Annotated in this window: 24 protein-coding genes; 6 read left to right on the forward strand and 18 right to left on the reverse strand. The window is 61.0% G+C overall.

Annotation, left to right across the window (positions count from 1 at the left end):
* The first annotated feature begins 66 nt into the window (after positions 1 to 66).
* Positions 67 to 678: a L,D-transpeptidase gene (locus C5J24_RS22535; RefSeq protein ID WP_105421142.1), complete on the forward strand. Its 612-nt coding sequence runs from the start codon at positions 67 to 69 to the stop codon at positions 676 to 678.
* A 73-nt stretch (positions 679 to 751) separates the two neighbouring features.
* On the opposite strand, the gene C5J24_RS22540 is transcribed toward C5J24_RS22535, so the two are convergent.
* Entirely contained in the window at positions 752 to 1,768 is a 1,017-nt protein-coding gene (locus C5J24_RS22540) for a zinc-binding alcohol dehydrogenase family protein (protein WP_105421144.1), read from the reverse strand.
* A 123-nt stretch (positions 1,769 to 1,891) separates the two neighbouring features.
* Between C5J24_RS22540 and C5J24_RS22545 the strand changes: the two genes are divergently transcribed.
* Positions 1,892 to 2,287 carry a helix-turn-helix domain-containing protein gene (locus C5J24_RS22545; RefSeq protein ID WP_105421146.1) on the forward strand — a complete coding sequence of 132 codons (396 nt, stop codon included), beginning with the start codon at positions 1,892 to 1,894 and terminating at the stop codon, positions 2,285 to 2,287.
* A gap of 196 nt (positions 2,288 to 2,483) precedes the next feature.
* Here C5J24_RS22545 and C5J24_RS22550 read toward each other — a convergent pair whose 3' ends face one another.
* The gene (locus tag C5J24_RS22550) at positions 2,484 to 3,725 is read right to left on the reverse strand and encodes an MFS transporter (protein WP_105421148.1); all 1,242 of its coding nucleotides are present in this window, start codon (positions 3,723 to 3,725) and stop codon (positions 2,484 to 2,486) included.
* 272 nt (positions 3,726 to 3,997) lie between these two features.
* On the opposite strand from C5J24_RS22550, the gene C5J24_RS22555 reads away from it, so the two are divergent.
* Entirely contained in the window at positions 3,998 to 4,936 is a 939-nt protein-coding gene (locus C5J24_RS22555; RefSeq protein WP_105421150.1) for a diacylglycerol kinase family protein, read from the forward strand.
* A 38-nt stretch (positions 4,937 to 4,974) separates the two neighbouring features.
* Here C5J24_RS22555 and C5J24_RS22560 read toward each other — a convergent pair whose 3' ends face one another.
* Complete coding sequence (locus tag C5J24_RS22560; RefSeq protein ID WP_105421152.1) at positions 4,975 to 5,718, reverse strand: GGDEF domain-containing protein; 744 nt, start codon at positions 5,716 to 5,718, stop codon at positions 4,975 to 4,977.
* Between the two features lie 316 nt (positions 5,719 to 6,034).
* On the opposite strand from C5J24_RS22560, the gene C5J24_RS22565 reads away from it, so the two are divergent.
* Positions 6,035 to 6,727, forward strand: coding sequence for a hypothetical protein (locus C5J24_RS22565; RefSeq protein ID WP_105421154.1), 693 nt, complete (start codon positions 6,035 to 6,037; stop codon positions 6,725 to 6,727).
* On the opposite strand, the gene C5J24_RS22570 is transcribed toward C5J24_RS22565, so the two are convergent.
* Positions 6,724 to 8,058 carry a glutamine synthetase family protein gene (locus tag C5J24_RS22570; RefSeq protein ID WP_105421156.1) on the reverse strand — a complete coding sequence of 445 codons (1,335 nt, stop codon included), beginning with the start codon at positions 8,056 to 8,058 and terminating at the stop codon, positions 6,724 to 6,726. The genes C5J24_RS22565 and C5J24_RS22570 overlap by 4 nt on opposite strands.
* Positions 8,059 to 8,142: 84 nt before the next feature.
* On the opposite strand from C5J24_RS22570, the gene C5J24_RS22575 reads away from it, so the two are divergent.
* On the forward strand, positions 8,143 to 9,510 hold the full coding sequence (locus C5J24_RS22575) for an aspartate aminotransferase family protein (protein WP_105402830.1): 1,368 nt from the start codon (positions 8,143 to 8,145) through the stop codon (positions 9,508 to 9,510).
* A 165-nt stretch (positions 9,511 to 9,675) separates the two neighbouring features.
* Here C5J24_RS22575 and C5J24_RS22580 read toward each other — a convergent pair whose 3' ends face one another.
* Together C5J24_RS22580 and C5J24_RS22585 are read right to left on the reverse strand one after the other, a co-directional pair.
* A complete protein-coding gene (locus C5J24_RS22580; protein WP_172724103.1) occupies positions 9,676 to 11,175 on the reverse strand; it encodes a glycosyltransferase family 39 protein in 1,500 nt (499 codons plus the stop codon).
* Positions 11,159 to 12,178, reverse strand: a complete 1,020-nt coding sequence (locus tag C5J24_RS22585; protein ID WP_105421160.1) for a glycosyltransferase family 2 protein — start codon at positions 12,176 to 12,178, stop codon at positions 11,159 to 11,161. The genes C5J24_RS22580 and C5J24_RS22585 overlap by 17 nt, the downstream gene beginning before the upstream one ends.
* Before the next feature lie 83 nt (positions 12,179 to 12,261).
* On the opposite strand from C5J24_RS22585, the gene C5J24_RS22590 reads away from it, so the two are divergent.
* Positions 12,262 to 13,224, forward strand: coding sequence for a lysylphosphatidylglycerol synthase transmembrane domain-containing protein (locus C5J24_RS22590; RefSeq protein WP_105421162.1), 963 nt, complete (start codon positions 12,262 to 12,264; stop codon positions 13,222 to 13,224).
* Here the strand turns inward: C5J24_RS22590 and C5J24_RS22595 are convergent, their stop codons facing one another.
* From C5J24_RS22595 to C5J24_RS22645, 12 genes are all read right to left on the reverse strand, one after another.
* The gene (locus C5J24_RS22595; protein WP_105402834.1) at positions 13,225 to 13,614 is read right to left on the reverse strand and encodes a PIN domain nuclease; all 390 of its coding nucleotides are present in this window, start codon (positions 13,612 to 13,614) and stop codon (positions 13,225 to 13,227) included. It abuts the gene before it with no gap.
* Positions 13,611 to 13,841 carry a type II toxin-antitoxin system VapB family antitoxin gene (locus tag C5J24_RS22600; RefSeq protein ID WP_105402835.1) on the reverse strand — a complete coding sequence of 77 codons (231 nt, stop codon included), beginning with the start codon at positions 13,839 to 13,841 and terminating at the stop codon, positions 13,611 to 13,613. The genes C5J24_RS22595 and C5J24_RS22600 overlap by 4 nt, the downstream gene beginning before the upstream one ends.
* A 59-nt stretch (positions 13,842 to 13,900) precedes the next feature.
* Entirely contained in the window at positions 13,901 to 15,403 is a 1,503-nt protein-coding gene (gene amn, locus C5J24_RS22605; RefSeq protein WP_105421164.1) for an AMP nucleosidase, read from the reverse strand.
* Between the two features lie 74 nt (positions 15,404 to 15,477).
* Positions 15,478 to 15,648: a hypothetical protein gene (locus C5J24_RS32015; RefSeq protein ID WP_172724099.1), complete on the reverse strand. Its 171-nt coding sequence runs from the start codon at positions 15,646 to 15,648 to the stop codon at positions 15,478 to 15,480.
* A 267-nt stretch (positions 15,649 to 15,915) separates the two neighbouring features.
* Positions 15,916 to 16,452 (reverse strand): hypothetical protein, encoded by a 537-nt coding sequence (locus C5J24_RS32020; RefSeq protein WP_172724104.1) that lies wholly within the window; start codon positions 16,450 to 16,452, stop codon positions 15,916 to 15,918.
* Positions 16,453 to 16,665: 213 nt separating this feature from the next.
* On the reverse strand, positions 16,666 to 16,920 hold the full coding sequence (locus C5J24_RS22615) for a hypothetical protein (RefSeq protein ID WP_105421168.1): 255 nt from the start codon (positions 16,918 to 16,920) through the stop codon (positions 16,666 to 16,668).
* A gap of 86 nt (positions 16,921 to 17,006) precedes the next feature.
* The gene (locus C5J24_RS22620; protein ID WP_105421170.1) at positions 17,007 to 17,273 is read right to left on the reverse strand and encodes a hypothetical protein; all 267 of its coding nucleotides are present in this window, start codon (positions 17,271 to 17,273) and stop codon (positions 17,007 to 17,009) included.
* A gap of 87 nt (positions 17,274 to 17,360) precedes the next feature.
* The gene (locus C5J24_RS22625; protein ID WP_105421172.1) at positions 17,361 to 17,576 is read right to left on the reverse strand and encodes a hypothetical protein; all 216 of its coding nucleotides are present in this window, start codon (positions 17,574 to 17,576) and stop codon (positions 17,361 to 17,363) included.
* Between the two features lie 86 nt (positions 17,577 to 17,662).
* Entirely contained in the window at positions 17,663 to 17,878 is a 216-nt protein-coding gene (locus C5J24_RS22630) for a hypothetical protein (protein ID WP_105421174.1), read from the reverse strand.
* Positions 17,879 to 17,964: 86 nt separating this feature from the next.
* On the reverse strand, positions 17,965 to 18,234 hold the full coding sequence (locus C5J24_RS22635) for a hypothetical protein (protein WP_105421176.1): 270 nt from the start codon (positions 18,232 to 18,234) through the stop codon (positions 17,965 to 17,967).
* A gap of 86 nt (positions 18,235 to 18,320) precedes the next feature.
* Positions 18,321 to 18,539 (reverse strand): hypothetical protein, encoded by a 219-nt coding sequence (locus C5J24_RS22640; RefSeq protein WP_105421178.1) that lies wholly within the window; start codon positions 18,537 to 18,539, stop codon positions 18,321 to 18,323.
* 573 nt (positions 18,540 to 19,112) lie between these two features.
* Positions 19,113 to 19,451: a DUF2147 domain-containing protein gene (locus tag C5J24_RS22645; protein ID WP_046629900.1), complete on the reverse strand. Its 339-nt coding sequence runs from the start codon at positions 19,449 to 19,451 to the stop codon at positions 19,113 to 19,115.
* Positions 19,452 to 19,627: the final 176 nt, after the last annotated feature.

Consider the following 19,627-nt stretch of genomic DNA (forward strand, 5'->3'; position numbering starts at 1 on the left):
AGCACTTCATTAACCATAATATTCTTAAGGTCAGCGTCATTCTCTCGACGCACCAAGGACACATTCATGTCGATTTCCCGTCGCGGCTTTCTTGCGGGTCTGCCGCTTCTGCTTGCCGGTTGCGCTTCCACCATCAACGATCAGACGAATTACGCAGCGCTGCCGAACGAACAGTTTCCGCTGAAGACCGTGCCGGTCGAAAACATCAAGCCGGAGCTGCGCCGCACCGAAGTCGCCTATGTCAGCCCGTATGCCGCCGGCACTGTGGTCGTCGATACGCCGGCCCGCCGCGCCTATTATATTCTCGGCAACGGCCGCGCGATCCGGTATGGCGTCGGTGTCGGCCGGGCCGGACTGGCGCTCGCCGGCAATGCCTATGTCGGCCGCAAGGCCGAATGGCCGACCTGGACGCCCACCGCAAACATGCAGCGCCGCGAGGAGCGATACCGGAAGCTCGCAGGCGGCATGCCGGGCGGCCCGAACAATCCGCTCGGCGCCCGCGCCATGTATCTCTATCGCGGCGGCAACGACACGCATTTCCGCATCCACGGCACTAACCAGCCGCAATCGATCGGGCTTGCCATGTCGAGCGGCTGCATCCGCATGATGAACCATGACGTCGTCGATCTCTACAGCCGCGTCAATGTCGGCGCCAAGGTCGTCGTCATCCAGGCCTGATCCACCGCCAGGCCGCTAAGAAAGCCCGCTGTTTCAGCCACGGCGGGCTTTCTTTGTTTTTTACAGGGCCTCGTCAGAAGCCCGAAAGCACCAGCTTGCCCTTGGTGCGGTTGCTTTCGACCATCGCATGCGCCTTCTTCAGGTTGTTGGCGTTGATCGGCCCCAGCGTTTCGGCAAGCGTCGTGCGGATCTTTTTGACATCGACCAGTTCGGCGACGTGGTTCAAGAGCTTGTGCTGCTCGATCATGTCCGCGGTCTGGAAGACGGCACGGGCGAACATCATTTCCCAATGCACCGACAGCGCCTTGCTCTTGAAGGCGCGCAGGTCCATCGGTTCCTTCGGATCGTCGATCAGCGCCAGCCGGCCCTGCGGGGCGATCAGCTCCAGGATGTCCTTGAGGTGGTTTTCCGTATGGGTCGTAGAGAAGACGAAGGCGGGTGCGCCGATCGCCATCTGGGCAAGCTGCGGCCCCATAGGCTTCGAATGGTCGAGCACATGGTGGGCGCCGAGTTCCTTGATCCACCCTTGCGTCTCCGGCCGCGATCCGGTGCCGATCACCGTCACGTCGGAGAGTTCGCGCAGGAGCTGGATGGCGATCGAGCCGACCCCGCCGGCGCCGCCGATAATCAGCACCGCGTTCCAGGCACCCGCCACCTTGTCCTGCACCTTCATGCGGTGGAACAGTGTCTCATAGGCGGTAATCGCCGTCAGCGGCAGGGCGGCAGCCTCCTCGAAGTTCAGGGTCTTCGGCTTGAAACCGACGATGCGCTCGTCGACCAGATGATATTCAGCATTGGTGCCCGGCCGATTGATCACGCCGGCATAATAGACCTCGTCGCCTGGCTTGAAGAGTTTGACGCCCGGGCCGACCGCCTTCACCACGCCGGCAGCGTCATAACCGAGGATCCGGTGCTGGCCGGGTTCGACCGCGGCCGAGCGGCGCACCTTGGTGTCGACCGGATTGACCGAGACCGCCTTGATCTCGACGAGCAGGTCGCGGCCCGCCGCCTCCGGCATGGGCAGCTCGATGTCGATCAGCGAGGTTTCGGCGGTGATGGGCTGGGGAGTATTGAAGCCGACGGCGCGCATGGAACGTCTCCTTGGTGTGTGTCCTGTTGTCCGGAGACTAGATGGTGCCTATGTTCAAGGAGCGCAAGAATGCACATTTTTGGTCTATAGTACCGAAAAGTATACCGTGAAAGGACGCTGACCATGTCGAAACCCCGTGCCAAGCTGACCGACAATTTCCCTGGCTGCCCGGTGGAATCGACCTTGAGTTTCCTCGACGGAAAATGGAAGGGCGTCATCCTTCATCATTTTCTGGAAGACGGCACGCTGCGCTTCAACGAACTGCGCCGCCGCATTCCGGCGGTCACCCAGCGCATGCTGACCAAGCAGCTGCGGGAACTGGAAGAGGCGGGTCTGCTGTCGCGCACCGTATTTCCAGTCGTGCCGCCGCGCGTCGATTATGCGCTGACGCCGATCGGCCGCAGCCTGGAACCGGTCATCGCCGCCCTCCGCCTCTGGGGCAAGGAACACGTCATCTGCGAAGGCGGAAAAAAGTATATGGTCATGCCGGAGGAAGAGGCTGCGTCGAAAGCGGCTTAGTCATCGAAGCGCTGCGTGTTCATGCGGACTCTAACGGGAGACGGCAGCGCAAGCCACCCCCTCATCCGACCCTTCGGGCCACCTTCTCCCCGCTGGGGAGAATAGGGAATGTGGCCGCGACCTATCGATCATCCTCTCCCCTCGGGGAGAGGTCCGCTGAGCGACAGCGGAGGCGGGGTGAGGTGGAGACTTGCTCTCAGGCCGCCGCAGTCTTCCGGTCGAGCGCCGCAGATACAGCGAACACCCCGAAGCCTAGCAGCGACAGCACCGCCCCAACATAACCGGTGGCGGCAAACCCCCAGCCCCAGGCGATCACCAGCCCGCCGAGCCAGGCGCCGAGGGCATTGGCGATGTTGAAGGCCGAATGGTTGGAGGCGGCGGCAAGCGTTTGCGCGTCGGCGGCCACATCCATCAGCCGCGTCTGCAGTGCAGGGCCAGCAGCAAACCCGCAGCCGATCAGGAAGACGCAGAGGCAGAGCACTACGGGATATTGCGCCCACAGGCCGAAGGCGCCCATGACGACGATGTTGAACAGCATCACGCCGCCGATCGTGCCCTTGAGCGACAGGTCGGCCAGCCGCGAACCGACGATATTGCCGACATTCATGCCGATACCGAACAGCGTCAGCACGATCGCCACCATGCTGACCGACATCCCGGCCGTCACCGTCGTGGTTGAGGCGATGTAGCTGAACACCGAGAACATGCCGCCGAACCCGACCGCCGCGATGCCGAGCGTCAGCCATACCTGCGCGCGGCCGAAGGCGCTGAGTTCGCGCCAGATGCTGGCGCCCTCATGCACCGCGTCGCGCGGCTGAAAATACCAGAGCAGTGCCACCGTCACGACGCCGATGCCGCCGACCAGGAAGAAGGCGGCGCGCCAGTTGAGCATTTGTCCCATGAAGGTGGCGATCGGCGTGCCGACGAGGGTCGCGACGGTGAGGCCGAGCATCACCCGGCCGACGGCGCGGGCACGTTTGTTGGGTGGCACCATCGAGGCAGCCACGAGAGCCGCGACGCCGAAATAGGCACCATGCGGCAGGCCGGTGATGAATCGCAGCGCGGTAAAGCTCCAGAAATCCGGCGCCATTGCGCTCGAGATGTTGCCGAGCGCGAACACAGTCATGAGGATCAGCAACAGCGACCGCCGCGTCATCCGGGCAGCGGCGACCGCGATGATCGGCGCACCGATGACAACGCCCAGAGCATAGGCGCTGATCACGTAGCCCGCCATCGGAATGCTGACCTGATAGGTGGAGGCGACATCCGGCAGCAGGCCCATGATGGCGAATTCGCCGGTGCCGATGCCGAAGCCTCCGACCGCCAATGCGATCTCGATCAGGATGACGGCGAGCCGCGAAAGAGCGGGTACACCATCAAAATCCTGGGCTTCCGAACGGTCCCGTGCGGATTGAAAATCGGCGGCAGTATCGGTCATAATATTGAATCTGCTGGAAAAAAGACGCGGGTAGGATGTGGGAGGCATCCACCCGCTCTGGAGGTGAGTGGGTCATCGAAACGACCGAACTTCAGGCTAACATGGCATTGTGCGTTGCGGTAGTATCCGCCATTTATTCAGGCGCGCCCTCACGGGATTGTGAGTTTTTTCCTGAAGCGACGGCGGGCTTGTTGATAAAGCTCCGGGTCGCAACCATTTCTCTGATGGGCCGTTGTCCCGCGCCAAATCCGCTCCTCTGCAAGCGAGATCAAATGAACCTTTTTGCCGTCTTCAACCGCGATGGCGGTACCTTCCGAACAACCGATATGGACGCCTATTGTGCTCGAGCAGCCGAGACGTTCAAGGCGGCCGGTCACGAGATCGAATGCCATGTAGTGTCCGGCAAGGACGTGGTCGCGACCATGGAAAAGGCGGCCTCGACGACCGGCGTCGAAGGGCTGATCGCCGGTGGCGGGGACGGGACCATCTCCGCGGCCGCCGGCATCGCCTGGAAGAGCGGCATCGCGCTCGGCGTCGTGCCGGCCGGCACGATGAACCTTTTCGCCCGCTCGCTGAGACTGCCGCTCGATATCTGGCAGGTGCTGGATGCGCTGGCCGACGGCACGCCGGAAAACATCGACATCGCCAGCGCCAACGGCAAGAGCTTCGTGCACCAGTTTTCTGCCGGCATGCATGCGCGCATGGTGCGCTACCGCAATTCGATGACTTTCGCCTCACGGCTCGGCAAGATCCGCGCGAGCACGCGGGCGGCGATCGGCGTCATGTTCAATCCGCCGGAATTCGAGGTGGAGTTCAATGCGGAGGGCAAGACCGGACATCGCAAAGTCTCGGCGATTTCCGTCTCCAACAACGAATTCGGCCGCGACCCGCTGATGTTCGCCGACAGCCTGACCGGCGGCCATCTCGGCTTCTATGTCGCCGATCCGCTGACCCCGGCGGGCGTGGCGCGGCTGACGTTCGACATCATGCGCGGCCGGCTGAAGGAAAGCGCTTCTGTCACCGCGATGACGGTGACCGAACTGGAACTGCATTTTCCGCGCGAGCGCCACGATATCCGTTGCGTCATCGACGGGGAATTGCTGCCCATGGACCGCGACGTGCTCCTGAAGATCCATGCTGGCGAGCTGACCGTGCTGGTCAACCAACCGCAGGAACGCGTGACGCAGGAACGGGACGGCAGCGGCATCTGAGCGGGCTCGCTGCGGTACCGAACCGTTCTGCCGACGCTTCAGATGGATGAAACCACCCGATTTCGCCCGAGCGATTTTGCCTCGTACAGGTTTACGTCGGCAGCTCTGAGGCATTCATGAGGATCGAAGCCCGAAGCGCAGTGGATGGCTCCGATGCTGGCCGATACCGGCACACGCGATCGTGAGGCGGAGCGCACATCCAGGCCTTCGATGAGTTCACGGATATCCTCGCACCACCTCAACATCTCGTCGACGGTCAGGCCACCTTGAAAGAGAGCGAACTCTTCGCCCCCGAGGCGGCCCGCTATGGTGAATTGCCCGTCATACGTGGCGAGTATCTGCCCGGTGCGGCGAAGGACCTCGTCACCGGTCGCATGACCGTAGCGATCGTTGATCGATTTGAAGTGGTCGAGATCCAGGAAAATAAGCGCTCCGGTTAGACCCTCCCCGCTGAAGGTCTGCAGTTCCTCCATGAAGGCGCTGCGGTTCAACAGCCCGGTCAGTCCGTCCCGGCGGGACTGCCAGTGAAGTTCCTCGTAGGCGGCGGCCAGTTTCGCGAGTGCGTCAGAGGCCACGGCTTCCGCACGTCGAACGCGTTCTGTCTGGCTGAAAAGCACGGCCGAGGCGGGAATGGAGATAGCAAGCGGGCAAACGATGGTCATCACCAGGCCGGCACCGGCGACTTCCCCGCCCAGCATCGGAACGAAGGCAAACGATAGAGCCAGAGATGCGAGCAGGGACAAAAGTCCGGCAAAGAGTGACTTGGCGATAACAATATGCATCGATTTTGCCGCAAGACTTCAAATATCAAGCTTCCTTAGCCTCCATGAATTTAAGATAGGTTGAAACATTCGCTTAAACATCGATCGTGTGCGGTCAATGCGCTGGTCAATCAATCGCAGGAACAGGATGGCAGCGGCATTTGGGCGAGTTCAGGGCCTGCAATACAACCTCTTGCATCCGCTTGTTCATATCTCGTTAAGTGGGGAGCATTAGATTTTCAACCATTGATAGAATCATTGGTTGGTCTGGCCATGAAGCGCCCGACAAATCGCGGCAATACCCATCAAGGGTGGTGCGTCGCGGGCGAGGGCCGGCATGACTTCCATCTCCGCTGTTCAACCTGCGGCTCTGCTGATCCTTCAGCAGGCGAGCGCCCAGCCTGCCGAAACTGACGAAGACAAGGAAAAGAAAGCCGATCTCGTCAAGGTGGCAAACGGTATTACCGGAGAGCCCGCTGAAGAGACGCTGAAGGCCGCCTTTGCGATCAGCGTCGCATTCATGGAACTGGCCGCCGAGGCGATGGAATTTATCGACTCGGATCAATTCAAGGTCACCGACCTGACCGTCAAGCAGACGCTGAAGCAGGTGATCTCCGAAAGGGGATGGGAATTCATGCAGCTGGTGAAACAGCAGCAGGAGGCCCATGACGGTGCTATTTCGCGCGAAAACCTCTTCGCAATCGTGCTTCCCCAGATGATCGTCAAGAACCGCGAGCGTTTCACCGAAGACGAGATCGAGCTTTCGGTGAAGTTCGAGGACAAGAGCGGCATCATCGTCTTCATTCCCGACAGCGAGGGGAACAGCACCTATAGCGACCTCATGAACGCGATGAAGGAGGAAGAGATCAACGCTGCCACGACCGGCGACGAGACGGCTTTACGTGAACTCGGCATGGAACTCGGTTCATACGCCACCGCCTGGAGTGATGCATTCGGCTTCAAGCCAGGCGATGTATTTATGTTTGTTGACGTGAAGGATATTCTCTACGCAGCATGGATGAAGCCCTAAATCCGCGTCAGGTAGGTCTGATAGTCGAAATCCGAGATCGTGCGCAGGTAGGTGATCGCCTCCTTGCGCTTCGTGTCGCCGTAAAGCTTCTGATATCGCGCGCCAAACACGTCGGCGATGAAGGGCGAGGCGGAAAACTCCTCGACCGCCGTCAGGAAGTCGTGCGTCAGCTTGTTTGCACCGATCGGCGGCTCCTTGCCCGGTTCGGTTGCAGGGCCCGGATCGAGCGTTTCGTCCAATCCTAAAAGCATGCCGCCGAGGATGGCGGTGAGCAGCAGGTACGGATTGACGTCGGCGCCGGCGACGCGGTGTTCAATGCGAGCGGCAGGCCCTTGGACATCCGGAATGCGCACCGCAGTCCCTCGATGACCGTAGCCCCAGTCGATATCGACCGGCGCGAACGAACCTGGCTGGAAGCGGCGGTAGGAATTGGCAAACGGCGCGAAGATCAGCTGTGCATCGCGCATCGTCTTCAACATTCCAGCGCAGACAGATTTCAGCCGCAGCGGATCGCCACCCCTGGCATCCAGCACATTGTTGCCGTCCCGGTCGACGATGCTCGCATGCACATGCAGGCCGGAGCCCGCATGCTCCGCATAGGGTTTTGCCATGCAGGTGGATTTGAGACCATGTTTCCTGGCCGCCTGTTCGGCGATGCGCTTCAGGTAGATGCAGTCGTCGGCGGCCGCCAGTGCATCGGCGCGGTGCAGGAGATTGATCTCGAACTGGCCGGGGCCGAATTCCGCGGTCGTCGCATCGGCCGGCAGGTCTTGGAGTTTCGCCCAGGCCCGCACCGTCTGCAGATAGTCGTCGAGCGCATCGAGGGCCCTCATGTCGTAGAGCTGGAAGCCGTTCGGCTCGCCGCGATACATGAGGCTGGCCGGCGGGCGTGGCCTGCCGGTCTCGCGCCAATCGTCCTCGATCACGTAGAATTCGAGCTCGGTCGCCACGACCGGCGTCAGGCCGCGTTCGTCGAAGCGCTTGAGAAGGGCTGCGAGGATGGCGCGGGGATCCATGAAGGAAGGCGTGCCATCGAATTCGTGCATGGTCGAGAGAACCTGCTTCGACCCTTCCGGCGCCCATGGCATCGGCGCAAGGCTACGTCGGTCGGGAAGGCAGATCCCGTCCGGATCACCGACCGATAGCGACAGGCCAGTAATGTCGTCGTTGTCATCGCCCCAGATATCCAGCGACTGGGTGGAGGAGGGCAGGCGCACCGTACCGTCCCAGACCTTCTTTTCAGCCTCGAGCGGAATCTGCTTGCCGCGCAGGTCGCCGTTCATGCCGACGAGCAGGATTTCGATGCGGGGCGGGGCGGTCTCGTCAGCCATGGGAAATGTCTTCTGCGGGGTGTTGCGGAACTCTGTTCGTAGCCGATAAGAATTGACGGCACAATCTAGGGCAGAGAGACAGTCATGACCGATATGCCGCCGCTTTCCAATCTCGCCGCCATCGATGCCGCGCATCACCTGCACCCGTTCTCGGACATGAAGCAGCTGAACGCCAAGGGTGCGCGGGTCATCCAGCGCGCGGAAGGCGTCCATATCTACGATTCGACGGGCAAGAAATATCTCGACGCCTTTGCCGGCCTCTGGTGCGTCAATGTCGGTTACGGCCGCAAGTCGATCGCCGACGCCGCTTATGCCCAGATGCAGGAACTGCCCTATTACAACACCTTCTTCGGCACCACGACGGCGCCGGCGGCATTGCTCGCCCAGAAGATCGCCTGCCATACCGGCGAAAAGCTGAAGCGCGTCTTCTTCACCAATTCCGGCTCGGAGGCGACCGACACCTGGTTCCGCATGGCGCGGGTCTACTGGAAGGCCCTGGGCAAGCCGGAGAAGACCTTGGTCATCGCCCGCAAGAACGCCTATCACGGCTCGACGGTCGCCGGCGCCTCGCTCGGCGGCATGAAGCTGATGCACGAACAGGGCAATCTGCCGATTGAGGGCATCCACCACATCAACCAGCCCTATTGGTATGCCGAGGGCGGCGATCTCTCGCCTGCCGAATTCGGCCTGAAAGTCGCCCGAGAGCTCGAGGCGAAGATCGACGAACTCGGCGAGGATCGGGTCGCTGCCTTCGTCGCCGAGCCGATCCAGGGGGCAGGGGGCGTTATCATTCCACCCGAGACCTACTGGCCGGAGATCGCCCGCATCTGCAAGGCGCGCAACATCCTGCTCGTTTCCGACGAGGTGATCTGCGGCTTCGGCCGCCTGGGTACCTGGTTCGGCCACCAGCATTTTGGCTTCGAGCCGGATCTGGCGCCGATCGCCAAGGGCCTGTCCTCCGGTTATCTGCCGATCGGCGGCGTGCTGGTCAGCGACCGCGTCGCTGACGTGATGGTCGAGGAGTTAGGCGATTTCTACCACGGCTTCACCTATTCCGGTCACCCGGTTGCAGCTGCCGCTGCGCTCGAAAACATCCGCATCATCGAGCAGGAGGGGCTGGTCGAGCGTGTCCGCGACGATATCGGCCCCTATTTTGCCGCTGCCTGGAAAAGCCTGGAGGATCACGCGGTGGTCGGCCAGGCCGAAAGCGTCGGCCTGATCGGCGGCCTGCAGCTTGCGGCCGACAAGGGCACCCGCCGGCGTTATGCAAAGCCCGACGATATCGGCACGCTGGTGCGTAATCACTGTGTTGAGAACGGCCTCATCCTGCGCGCCACCGGCGACCGCATGCTCGCCTCGCCGGCGCTGACCATCAGTCGTTCGGAAGTGGACGAAGTGATCGACAAGTTGCGGGCGGCGCTGGATCATTTGCGGGATAGCATAAGGGACTGAGCGGTCGCCACGAGTCAATCTCCCCCCTTGCGGGGGAGATGCCCCGGCAGGGGAAGAGGGGGATGGTTCAACATACTCTTCGGCAGTCGAGTTCGCGGCGCTACCCCCCTCTGTCACCTCCGGTGACATCTCCCCCGCAAGGGGGGAGAGGGAGCCTGTTGGTCTCTATCTGCCCGGCTCCACCCAGGCATATCCAAACGTGACGCCATCCCGCCCACCTGAGAAGAGATAAGACACGACCTTGGTCGCCGGCGCCAAACCTTCCGCCGCAACCCCGTTCGCCTGCAGATATGGCTTGAGAGCACCGAGCATTTCCCCGCCTCCCTGCCAGACGATCAGCCCCGGCCGGTTTCTCTCCGCCTCGCCGAGCGGCGGCGTCTGCCCGAAACTTCGCAGCAGCACGCGGGCCTGCGGCAGTTCCAGTCGGGCGCTTCCGGCAAGATAGGGGTCGTCGGTGATCACATAGGCCGGCTTGGCACCGGCATGCTCCGCCACCACCTGTTCGATGAACGGCCCGGACGGCAGGTTTTCCTTGGTATAATCGCCGAACATCGGGCCGATGAAATTGCCAACCGCGATATAGACGACGAAGCCGAGCGCCAGCCCCGCCACCGGAAACAGCAGCCGCGGAATGCTGCGGCTGGTGTCCGCTTTGGCGGCCTCGAGCTTCAGGCAGAGATAGAGGGGTAGCAGTACCAGGAACGGTGACAGCCATTTCTCGCTGATGCTGGTGGCGCCGAAACCGAGCCCGATCAGTCCGACAGCAATCAGGCAGATGACGAGCGTCCGGCCAATCACCCGCGTCCATTGGTTCGTCGCTCGCCAGGCATCGATGAGCGGCCGCCGGAAGGCGATCAGGAAAAAGGCGAGCACCGGCAGCCCGCCGGCCAATACCGCCGCCAGAAGCGTGCCGATACCGGACAGCCGGTCGAGAATGGGGTTGCCCGACGCGTCCGCGCGCATCGCCTTGATCGTCCCGGCCGTCGCTTCGCCCAGGTTTCCGAGCACCCAAAGCCCGTGCGGCAGGCACATCACCGCTGTGACGGCAAGTGCCGGGATCAGTCGCCAGTCGAGAATGCGCTTGCGCAGCTCCGGTTCCGGCAGGATGGCGAGGATCGCCGCGACGGGCACGATGACGAAATTATACTTGGCGATCAGCCCGAACCCGACTGCGATGCCGGTGAGCAGATAGGTCCAGAGGGTCGGCCGCGTCAGCGTCTTGAGGAAACCGTAGAAGAACAGCGCGACGGCAAACAGCGTGGCGATCGCATGCGTCAGGTCCCGCTGCGCCATGACGCTGACCGCCGGCATGGCGATCACGCCGATCATGGCGATGGCAACGAGCCGCTGATCTTTCAGCAACACCCGCGCCGCAAGCCCATAGACCGCACAGGTGAGGAACAGCAGCAGGTTCTTGACCAGCGCGACCGCAAGGACCGACGGGCCGATCAGGTGGACGGCCCCGTATTGCAGCCAGTTGTAGAACGGCGGCTGACGGCCGTAGCCCATCAGCAGGAACTGCGACTGGTAGAGCTGTTCCGCCTCGTCGCTTTCGAGCGCCTCCGAGCGCAGCACCCTGAGGATGATCGCGAGCACATAATATGCCGCGATCAGCCGGAGGATGAGGTCGGGACGGCGGGCAAGCGCGTCACTGATGCGCCGCATCGCCCTCATAGACTTCCCTGACGATGTAGCTGAGCGAGTTGTCATCGCGGTAATAGGTGCGGGCGATCATTTCCGCGATAATGCCGGTGGTGATCATCTGTACCGCCGACAGGAACAGCATGACGCCGATGAGGAACAGCGGCCGTGTGCCGATGTCGTTGCCCATGATGAACTTGTCGATGAACAGGTAGAAGAGGATGATCGCCGACAGCGCCCCCAGCCCGAGGCCGAGCGAGCCGAAGAAATGCCCCGGCCGCGCCTTGAAGCGCATGAAGAACATCACCGACAGCAGATCGAGGATCACCCGGAAAGTGCGGGAAATCCCGTATTTGGAAACGCCGTGCTGGCGCGCATGGTGGGTCACCGGCATTTCGCCGATCCGCGAGCTCGGCACCACGCCCGCGACCCAGGCGGGGATGAAGCGGTGCATCTCGCCCATCAGCTTGACCTGCTTGATCACCGACCCGCGATAGATCTTCAGGGAACAGCCATAGTCGTGCAGCCGCACGCCGGTGATGCGGCCGATCAGCCGGTTGGCGATGAAGGAGGGCACCTTGCGCAGCAGCAGCCCGTCCTGGCGGTTCTTGCGCCAGCCGACCAGCAGGTCCAGCTCGCGCCGCTCCAGTTCGGCCACCATGCCGGGGATATCCTTCGGGTCGTTCTGCAGGTCGCCGTCGAGCGTGGCGATCAGCCGGCCGGTTGCCTGGTTGATGCCGGCCTGCATGGCGGCGGTCTGGCCGAAATTGCGCTGCAGCGCGACGATCTTCAGGTCGAGGCCGGGACGGTTCAGCGCTTCGCGGGCATTGACGATCGTCGCGTCCGTGCTGCCGTCGTCGACGAGGATGAGTTCCCAGCTCGCCGCGTAGCCGGCCATCGCCGCGCAGATCCGTTCGATCAGCGGGCGCACGCTTTCTTCTTCGTTGAAGAGGGGCACGACGAGGGACAGTTCGATCGGCTCGGCCGTCTCGATGCGGCTGGTCACCGACTCTGCTGTTGTACGCACCTTGCGTTTCTCCTAAACCACGGGCTTGAAAGGCCCTCTGATAATGGCCGAAACCCGAAATTTCACATGGGGCACCCTACTATATGAAGAATTCTCCGGTTGCCAGCCGCCGGGCGTGGATAATTCGCCACGCGATGACGCTCGCAACGATGGCGATCATCCTCGTCTATGCCGCTTTCATCCAGTGGGTCTGGGGCTGGCAGAGCGTCGTGTCGCTGTGGAGCAGCGCCGGCTGGGGTTCGGCGGCGGTAGCGCTGGTGCTGCTGCTCGGCACCTACGTTCTGCGCACCTGGCGTATCTACGACTACTTTCCCGTCGAGACCGGCGGCCGGTTCGGCACGCTGCTGAGGTTGGTCCAGGTCCATAACCTCTTGAACATCATGCTACCCTTCCGCACAGGCGAAGCCAGTTTTCCGCTGCTGATGAAGCGCGAGTTTGGCCTGGGCGTTGCGCGCAGCACCGCGGCGCTGTTGGTCATGCGGCTCTTCGATCTGCATGCGCTGCTCGCCGCCGCCGGCACGGGGCTGGCGCTGCAGACGGGGAAACTCTGGGCCTGGGCGCTCTGGATCGCCTTCCTGATCCTGCCGGCTATCGCCTTCGCGCTGCGCGGCCCGGCCTTCCGGTTTGCAGCCAAGGTCCTGCCGGACAAGGCGAGAAAATTGCTCGACGAGGTCGAAGCCGGCATGCCGCTCGATGCAAAAGCCTTTGCCCGTGCCTGGGGTGCGACACTGATCAACTGGTTCACCAAGATCGCCGTCCTCGCCTGGGTCCTCGGCCTGCTTGGCGGGCTGTCCATCGCCGCAAGCTTCGGCGGTGCGCTCGGCGGCGAACTTTCTTCGGTGCTCCCCATGCATGCACCGGCCGGCGTCGGTACCTATCCCGCCGGCATCACCGCCGGCGCCATCGCCTTCGGCGCCGGCACGGCCGGACTGCCCCTGGCGGAACTCGGCCAGGCGGCGATCAACACGCATCTGCTGGTGATCGTTTCGTCGCTGGTAGGGACGGCGCTGTCCTTGCTGGCGGCGAGGCCGGCAAAGATCGAGTGATCAGGCGATCTGCAGGCCGAGATGTTCGACCATCGGCAGGTAGTCCTTGTCCCTATGCAACAGGCGGTGGCCGCGTTCGATGCAATAGGTGCCGATAATCATATCTATCGTCTTCCGCACGGTGACGCCTCGATCCCGAAGAAGTCGGTAATTGGCCGCCGCCTTTACTGCGAGCGAGGGCGACAGCATTTGTGCGGCGGGAAAGTCGCGGAAGTTTTGTTCGATCCAACGGGCTTGATGGTAATCACGGGCGCCCTGAAGCACTTCGAGCATGATGATATCGCCTACAAGAACAGTGCCTTGGGCTATGAAGGAGCGCAGCCTACCCGCGACGTCGACATCGTCTTTTCGAAATAACGAGATCCAGACCGAGCTGTCGGCGACGATCATTCGCGGCCCTCTAAGCCCCAATCGGCAAAGCGAATGGAGTCTTTGCGCATGTCATCGAGATCGCCATCCCAACCTATGCCTTCGAGATTGTCGACCGCACGCATCTGCCTGCGGATACGAACGAGATCCTTCAATGCCTGCTCCACCGTAGCCTTCTTCGTCGGCAGGCCGGTCAGTTCCATAGCTTCGGTGATCAGTTCATCGTCGAGTTCGATATTGGTGCGCATAGCCACCTCGTGTGTATGAATTCGGAAAATCATACACCAAGGTGGCTGGCCTTACAACATCACTGAAACGCCGTCTCATAAAAGCTTCTCAGCTTGCGCGAATGCAGTGTCTCGGTCGGCATGGCCGCAAGTTTCTGCACGGCGCGGATGCCGATCTGCAGGTGCTGGCTGACCTGGGTGCGGTAGAAGGCGGTCGCCATGCCGGGCAGTTTCAGTTCTCCGTGCAGCGGCCGGTCGGAGACGCAGAGCAGTGTCCCGTAGGGGACCCGGAAGCGGAAACCGTTGGCGGCGATCGTCGCAGATTCCATGTCGAGGGCGATTGCCCGTGATTGGGAGAGCCGCTTCACCGGTCCGCGCTGGTCGCGCAGTTCCCAGTTGCGGTTGTCGATCGTCGCGACCGTGCCGGTGCGCATGATCCGCTTCAGTTCGAAGCCCTGGTAGCCGGTGACCTCCTCGACGGCGCTTTCGAGCGCCTGCTGCACTTCGGCCAGCGCCGGGATCGGGATCCACACAGGCAGGTCGTCGTCGAGCACGTGGTCCTCGCGCACATAGGCATGGGCCAGCACATAGTCGCCGAGGCGCTGGCTGTTGCGCAGACCGGCGCAATGGCCGACCATCAGCCAGGCATGCGGTCGAAGCACGGCGATATGGTCAGTGATCGTCTTGGCGTTCGAAGGTCCGACGCCGATATTGACGAGCGTGATGCCCGCATGACCCTTCTTCTTCAGGTGATAGGCAGGCATCTGCGGCAGGCGGACGACCGGCTCGGTTTCCGGCTTGTCGTTGCCTGCAAGCGTGACGACATTGCCGGGCTCCACGAAGGCCGTGTAGCCGTCGCCGCCGCGCGCCATCATCTCGCGCGCCCAGGTGGCGAATTCGTCGATATAGAACTGGTAGTTCGTGAACAGCACGAAGTTCTGGAAGTGATCGGCGCTGGTCGCCGTATAGTGGCTGAGCCGGGCCAGCGAATAGTCGATGCGCTGGGCGGTGAACGGCGCAAGCGGCGCCGGCTCTCCGGGCACCTGGTCGTATTCGCCGTTGGCGATCAGGTCGTCGGTGTTGTTGAGATCCGGCGTGTCGAAGAGGTCGCGCAACGAGATGTCGGCGAGCGAACTGGTCGCCGATGCCTCCACATGCGCGCCTTCGCTGAAGGCGAAATGCAGCGGGATCGGTGTCGTCGATTCCGAAATCGTCACCGGAACGCTGTGGTTGCGCATCAGGAGGCCGAGCTGTTCTTTCAGGTAATGCCGGAACAGCTTCGGGCGGGTGATCGTCGTCGTATAGACGCCGGGCGACGAGACATGGCCGTAGGAGAGGCGCGAGTCGGCGTGGCCGAAGGAGGTCGTCTCGATGCTGACCTGCGGATAGCAGGCACGGTAGCGGCCGGTCACGGCAGCACCATCGGCAAGCGCCCCGAACGCATCGATGAGGAATTGCGTATTGCGCTCGTAGAGCTCGGTCAGGGCATCGACCGCCTCGACCGGATTGTCGAAGGCGCGCGGCTCTACCGGGCTCGGGCTGATGAAGGAAAGCGGGGTCAAGGAAAAGATTCGTGTGTTCATGCGCTATTATAGAGAGAACTCAATAACAATCAAACGACGTTGGAAGCCTCCCGCGATTGAACACCTGAACTTTTTCAAAGCGCCGCGACGCAGTTCGGCGTGGCGGGATGATAGCAGGGCACCACAGTGCCAAGATGCACGCGCAGATCGTTGCGCGCCGGAACGGCGACGAGTGCGGCAAAGGCGAATGCGAAAATGGTCATGATCAGCGTTACGATTGTCAGGCGGCGTGCAAGGATGGTCATGGTTCTCTCCCCAAAGCCAATGACGGCAGAATAAAGGCGCGGGGCTGAATGCGTCCTGAGAGAAGGTTTCATCCAGGGTTCAGAATGGTTAACGCCGAAGGGGGGCGGAATGCGCCACGCTCACCGGGGCGTCGGCCGCCCCACCGGAGCACTGCGTTCATGAAAAAGCCGGCCACGAGGGCCGGCTTCGAAATTGGTCTGTCGGTGGAGAGGTCATCCCGTGCATTGGTGCGACCAGCGCGGGATGCGGTATCTTGAAGCAACTGCTTAGTTATGCGGACGCAACGTACCGTCGTAGTAGTCGCCTTCGTCCTGTCCACCATCGAGATCGGCGTTGCCGCTCGCGTTGTTGTTGTACATGTAGCCGGTGCTCGGATAGATGCTGCCGGTCGACATGGTATCTACGCCCTGACTGCGATCCTGGCCGCGATCCTGCTGGATGGTCGGCGGCGATTGCGGCAGGCCGTTCGGGTCAGGATAGACGGCATCCTGCGCCATGGCTGCACCAGTAAAACCTGCTGAAATGATAAGAGCGGCAATACCGGAAGTCAGATAGCTTCTCATTGTCCTGTCCTTTCCATCTGTTCTCATGGTGCGGAGCGACAGGTTCATCGCTCCGTCCGAGGTACAAATCCCTGGAAGGGAGGATCGTTCCAATAGAAATGGAGCGGAGCCGCCAACTAGCGGTTTTTTTTGAACGGCAAAAAAGCCTGTAATATTGCGGGAAACCGGCGGCGCAGCGCCAAATGCAGGAAATCTCACGAAGAAGAGCATCAACGTGATTGATTCGTGGAAAAGCTTCACTTAATCTTGAACTCGATGGCTGGTTTCAGAGTCCGGCCATCACGCACCGGAAAGACGATTGCGACCCGTCTTTCCAATCGGTGTCTTGAATGAACTGCGAATACCAGCCGCTCGCGCGGCTGGTATTTCATTTTTTTCCGTATGTTTGCTGTCTGTTTGATCCCGCACCGGGCAAGGCTCTGTGCGGCTATCGATGGCGAACGAACTTCAGGGTTAGTTCGGGCGGTTAACGCCGCTGTAGTAGTCGCCGCTGTCCAGATTGGAAGCACGGTTATCGCGGCCGCCGCCATTGTTGAACGGAAGCTTGCCGTCCTGACGGTCGATGCTGCCGGTGTTCAGGCGATCGATAGTTGTGGCAGGCCCGGTCTTCTGGGCGCCCTGGTAGTAGTCGCCTTCAGCAAGTGCTGCACCGGCGAACGAAACCGAAGCGATCAGCGCTGCGGCGAGGGCGGAAGTCATCTTTGTCATTGTCTTATGCCTTTCAGAGTTGCCCGCGGCAGTGAGTTTGCGACCCGTCCTGCGGACATATGTTCATTGTCTTGAATAGGAGGCGGTTAGTTCGGACGAACTGCGCCTTCGTAGTAGTCGCCACGGTCCAGGGTGACGGTGCCGTCGAACGACTGGTTCGACTGGTCGGAACCCTTGGCGCGAGCGATCGAACCGGTGTAGCCGAAGCTATCGACGCGGGCGCCATGGACGGACTGAGCCTGCTGGGTGGGCTGTGCGCCTTCGTAATAGTCGCCTTCATCGGCGAGAGCGGCGGTGGCGAAGGAAGCCGAAGCGATGAAGGCTGCGGCGATAGCGGAAGTGATCCTGGTCATTGTGGTAGTCCTTTCAGAGTGTTCCGCGGCTTCAAAGTTTGCGACCCGGCCTGCGGAAATTGTTTCGGTATCTTGTATGAGCTGCGATTAGCTCGGGCGGTTTGCGCCGTCGAAATAGTCGCCGCTGTTGACGTCGGCCTTCTGGGCGTCAACCTTCTGGCCGATGCTGCCGGTCTGAACGTGGTCGACGGCAGCGGAAGCCTTGGAGGCGCCCTCGTAGTAGTCGCCTTCGGCCAGAGCGACGGAAGCGAACGAGGCCGAAGCGATAAGGGCTGCAGCGATAGCGGAAGTGATCTTGGTCATGGTGGTAGTCCCTTCAGAGTTACCCGCGGCTTTGAGTTTGCGACCTGGCCTGCGGAGATTGTTTCGGTATCCTGAATGAGCTGCGGTTAGTTCGGGCGGTTTGCGCCGTCGAAATAGTCGCCGCTGTTGACGTCGGCCTTCTGGGCATCAACCTTCTGGCCGATGCTGCCGGTCTGAACGTGATCGACGGTGGCGGAAGCCTTGGAGGCGCCTTCGTAGTAGTCGCCTTCAGCAAGAGCGACGGAAGCGAACGAGGCCGAAGCGATAAGGGCTGCAGCGATAGCGGAAGTGATCTTGGTCATGGTGGTAGTCCCTTCAGAGTGTTCCGCGGCTTTCAGTTTGCGACCTGGCCTGCGGAAATTGTTTCGGTGTCTTGAATGAGCTGCAGTTAGTTCGGACGAACTGCGCCTTCGTAGTAGTCGCCACGGTTCAGGATGACTGTGCCGTCGAACGACTGGTTCGAACCCTGGGCGTTGGAGACCGAGCCCGTGTAGCCGTAGCTGGCCGAACCCTTGGCCTTCTGATGCGTTGCCGCGTGCTGCTGGCCGGCCGACGGCGGAGTAACGCCTTCGTAATAATCGCCTTCAGCAAGAGCGACGGAAGCGAACGAGGCCGAAGCGATAAGGGCTGCAGCGATAGCGGAAGTGATCTTGGTCATGGTGGTAGTCCCTTCAGAGTGTTCCGCGGCTTTTAGTTTGCGACCTGGCCTGCGGAAATTGTTTCGGTATCTTGAATGAGCTGCGGTTAGTTCGGGCGGTTTGCGCCGTCGTAGTAGTCGCCGCCGCCGATCGGAGCCGGGACCTGGTTCTGTTGATCCTGAGCAATGCTGCCGGTCTGAACATGGTCGACGGTAGCCGAAGCCTTGGAGGCACCTTCGTAATAGTCGCCTTCAGCGAGGGCGACGGAAGCGAACGAGACCGAAGCGATAAGGGCTGCGGCGAATGCGGAAGTGATCTTGGTCATTGTCTTTATCCTTGGGTTATGTTCGGTTCGGTCTTGGGTCCGAACCAGAGTGAATTTCTGTTTGCGATGCTGATATCGGACCGATCGGTTCGATCCGAAAGCCCCCCATTTCGGCGACTGCTGTCAACGAAACGTTGACAGCGAAAACTGCTTGGAAAAAATGCACGTAAAACGTGCTTATCGTGGTTATTTCTCGGAAAAAGCCACGAATAAATCGATTAAGTTACGATTTGGTAAGATAATTAATAAGTGAAATCAGTAGGATATCTGGTTCGGAAAGGAATTGCACCGACTGCGTGTAATTTTCCGGAAATCATGTCTTTTTCGAGGCTTTTCTGTGGCATAAATAGTGTTCAATAGGTATTCAAGATTTTCACAAAACTGTGACATTGAAATTTCGCGAATTTTTACGCCCCAAATCGATGCCGTTCGCGTGATCAAATTGCCTTTTCTTGATGCGGCGCAGCAAAATAATCGGGCACCTCTTGACGGTTGGAAACCAAAAATGGCCGTGCCGTTGCCGGCGCGGCCATTTCTGCACTTCTTATATGAGACGATATTCGGGCGATCGGCTTAGAGGCGGGTCCATGTCTGCGACTTGCAAAGGATGGCGAGGACGCAGCCTTTCATCTTGAGCGAATTGCCGTTGACCGAGCCGGACCCGCTATAGGTCTTGTCCTCCGCGGGATCGGTGATCTCGCCGCTATATTCGCCGTCCTTGCCGGAGAGCTTGCCGATCTGCTTGCCCGAATGTTTGCCGGTCTTCAGCGTCACGCAATAGGCGGTGCCGCATTTGCCGATCACCGCGGTTTCGCCGCTGGCCGTCTTCCAATTGCCTTCGATCGGCTCTGCGGCCCGGGCTCCGGTCGCGGCAAGTGCCAGCACTGCAACAAGCATCAGTCTGCGCATCATGATTGTTCTCCTCCTTCGCTTCCGCCGCTGAGCTCTTCGAGAGCAGACAGACGGCGCGGTTTCCTCCAGTTCGCACCCCTCTGGACGAACTCGTGCTGAAATTTATCTTACGCACACGTAAAGGTAAATATGAGTTTGGGCCCGATATGGCGGAATTTCAGCGCTCGGGAAGCCGG

It is taken from the genome of Neorhizobium sp. T25_27, assembly GCF_002968565.1.
GTDB classification, from domain to species: Bacteria; Pseudomonadota; Alphaproteobacteria; order Rhizobiales; family Rhizobiaceae; genus Neorhizobium; species Neorhizobium tomejilense.

Bases quoted from the DNA above. Each gene is read 5' to 3' on its own strand.
- C5J24_RS22535 (WP_105421142.1), top strand. From the start codon at position 67: ATGTCGATTTCCCGTCGCGGCTTTCTTGCGGGTCTGCCGCTTCTGCTT.
- C5J24_RS22540 (WP_105421144.1), bottom strand. From the start codon at position 1,768: ATGCGCGCCGTCGGCTTCAATACTCCCCAGCCCATCACCGCCGAAACC.
- C5J24_RS22545 (WP_105421146.1), top strand. From the start codon at position 1,892: ATGTCGAAACCCCGTGCCAAGCTGACCGACAATTTCCCTGGCTGCCCG.
- C5J24_RS22550 (WP_105421148.1), bottom strand. From the start codon at position 3,725: ATGACCGATACTGCCGCCGATTTTCAATCCGCACGGGACCGTTCGGAA.
- C5J24_RS22555 (WP_105421150.1), top strand. From the start codon at position 3,998: ATGAACCTTTTTGCCGTCTTCAACCGCGATGGCGGTACCTTCCGAACA.
- C5J24_RS22560 (WP_105421152.1), bottom strand. From the start codon at position 5,718: ATGCATATTGTTATCGCCAAGTCACTCTTTGCCGGACTTTTGTCCCTG.
- C5J24_RS22565 (WP_105421154.1), top strand. From the start codon at position 6,035: ATGACTTCCATCTCCGCTGTTCAACCTGCGGCTCTGCTGATCCTTCAG.
- C5J24_RS22570 (WP_105421156.1), bottom strand. From the start codon at position 8,058: ATGGCTGACGAGACCGCCCCGCCCCGCATCGAAATCCTGCTCGTCGGC.
- C5J24_RS22575 (WP_105402830.1), top strand. From the start codon at position 8,143: ATGACCGATATGCCGCCGCTTTCCAATCTCGCCGCCATCGATGCCGCG.
- C5J24_RS22580 (WP_172724103.1), bottom strand. From the start codon at position 11,175: ATGCGGCGCATCAGTGACGCGCTTGCCCGCCGTCCCGACCTCATCCTC.
- C5J24_RS22590 (WP_105421162.1), top strand. From the start codon at position 12,262: ATGAAGAATTCTCCGGTTGCCAGCCGCCGGGCGTGGATAATTCGCCAC.
- C5J24_RS22595 (WP_105402834.1), bottom strand. From the start codon at position 13,614: ATGATCGTCGCCGACAGCTCGGTCTGGATCTCGTTATTTCGAAAAGAC.
- C5J24_RS22600 (WP_105402835.1), bottom strand. From the start codon at position 13,841: ATGCGCACCAATATCGAACTCGACGATGAACTGATCACCGAAGCTATG.
- amn (WP_105421164.1), bottom strand. From the start codon at position 15,403: ATGAACACACGAATCTTTTCCTTGACCCCGCTTTCCTTCATCAGCCCG.
- C5J24_RS32015 (WP_172724099.1), bottom strand. From the start codon at position 15,648: ATGACCATCCTTGCACGCCGCCTGACAATCGTAACGCTGATCATGACC.
- C5J24_RS22615 (WP_105421168.1), bottom strand. From the start codon at position 16,920: ATGACAAAGATGACTTCCGCCCTCGCCGCAGCGCTGATCGCTTCGGTT.
- C5J24_RS22620 (WP_105421170.1), bottom strand. From the start codon at position 17,273: ATGACCAGGATCACTTCCGCTATCGCCGCAGCCTTCATCGCTTCGGCT.
- C5J24_RS22625 (WP_105421172.1), bottom strand. From the start codon at position 17,576: ATGACCAAGATCACTTCCGCTATCGCTGCAGCCCTTATCGCTTCGGCC.
- C5J24_RS22630 (WP_105421174.1), bottom strand. From the start codon at position 17,878: ATGACCAAGATCACTTCCGCTATCGCTGCAGCCCTTATCGCTTCGGCC.
- C5J24_RS22635 (WP_105421176.1), bottom strand. From the start codon at position 18,234: ATGACCAAGATCACTTCCGCTATCGCTGCAGCCCTTATCGCTTCGGCC.
- C5J24_RS22640 (WP_105421178.1), bottom strand. From the start codon at position 18,539: ATGACCAAGATCACTTCCGCATTCGCCGCAGCCCTTATCGCTTCGGTC.
- C5J24_RS22645 (WP_046629900.1), bottom strand. From the start codon at position 19,451: ATGATGCGCAGACTGATGCTTGTTGCAGTGCTGGCACTTGCCGCGACC.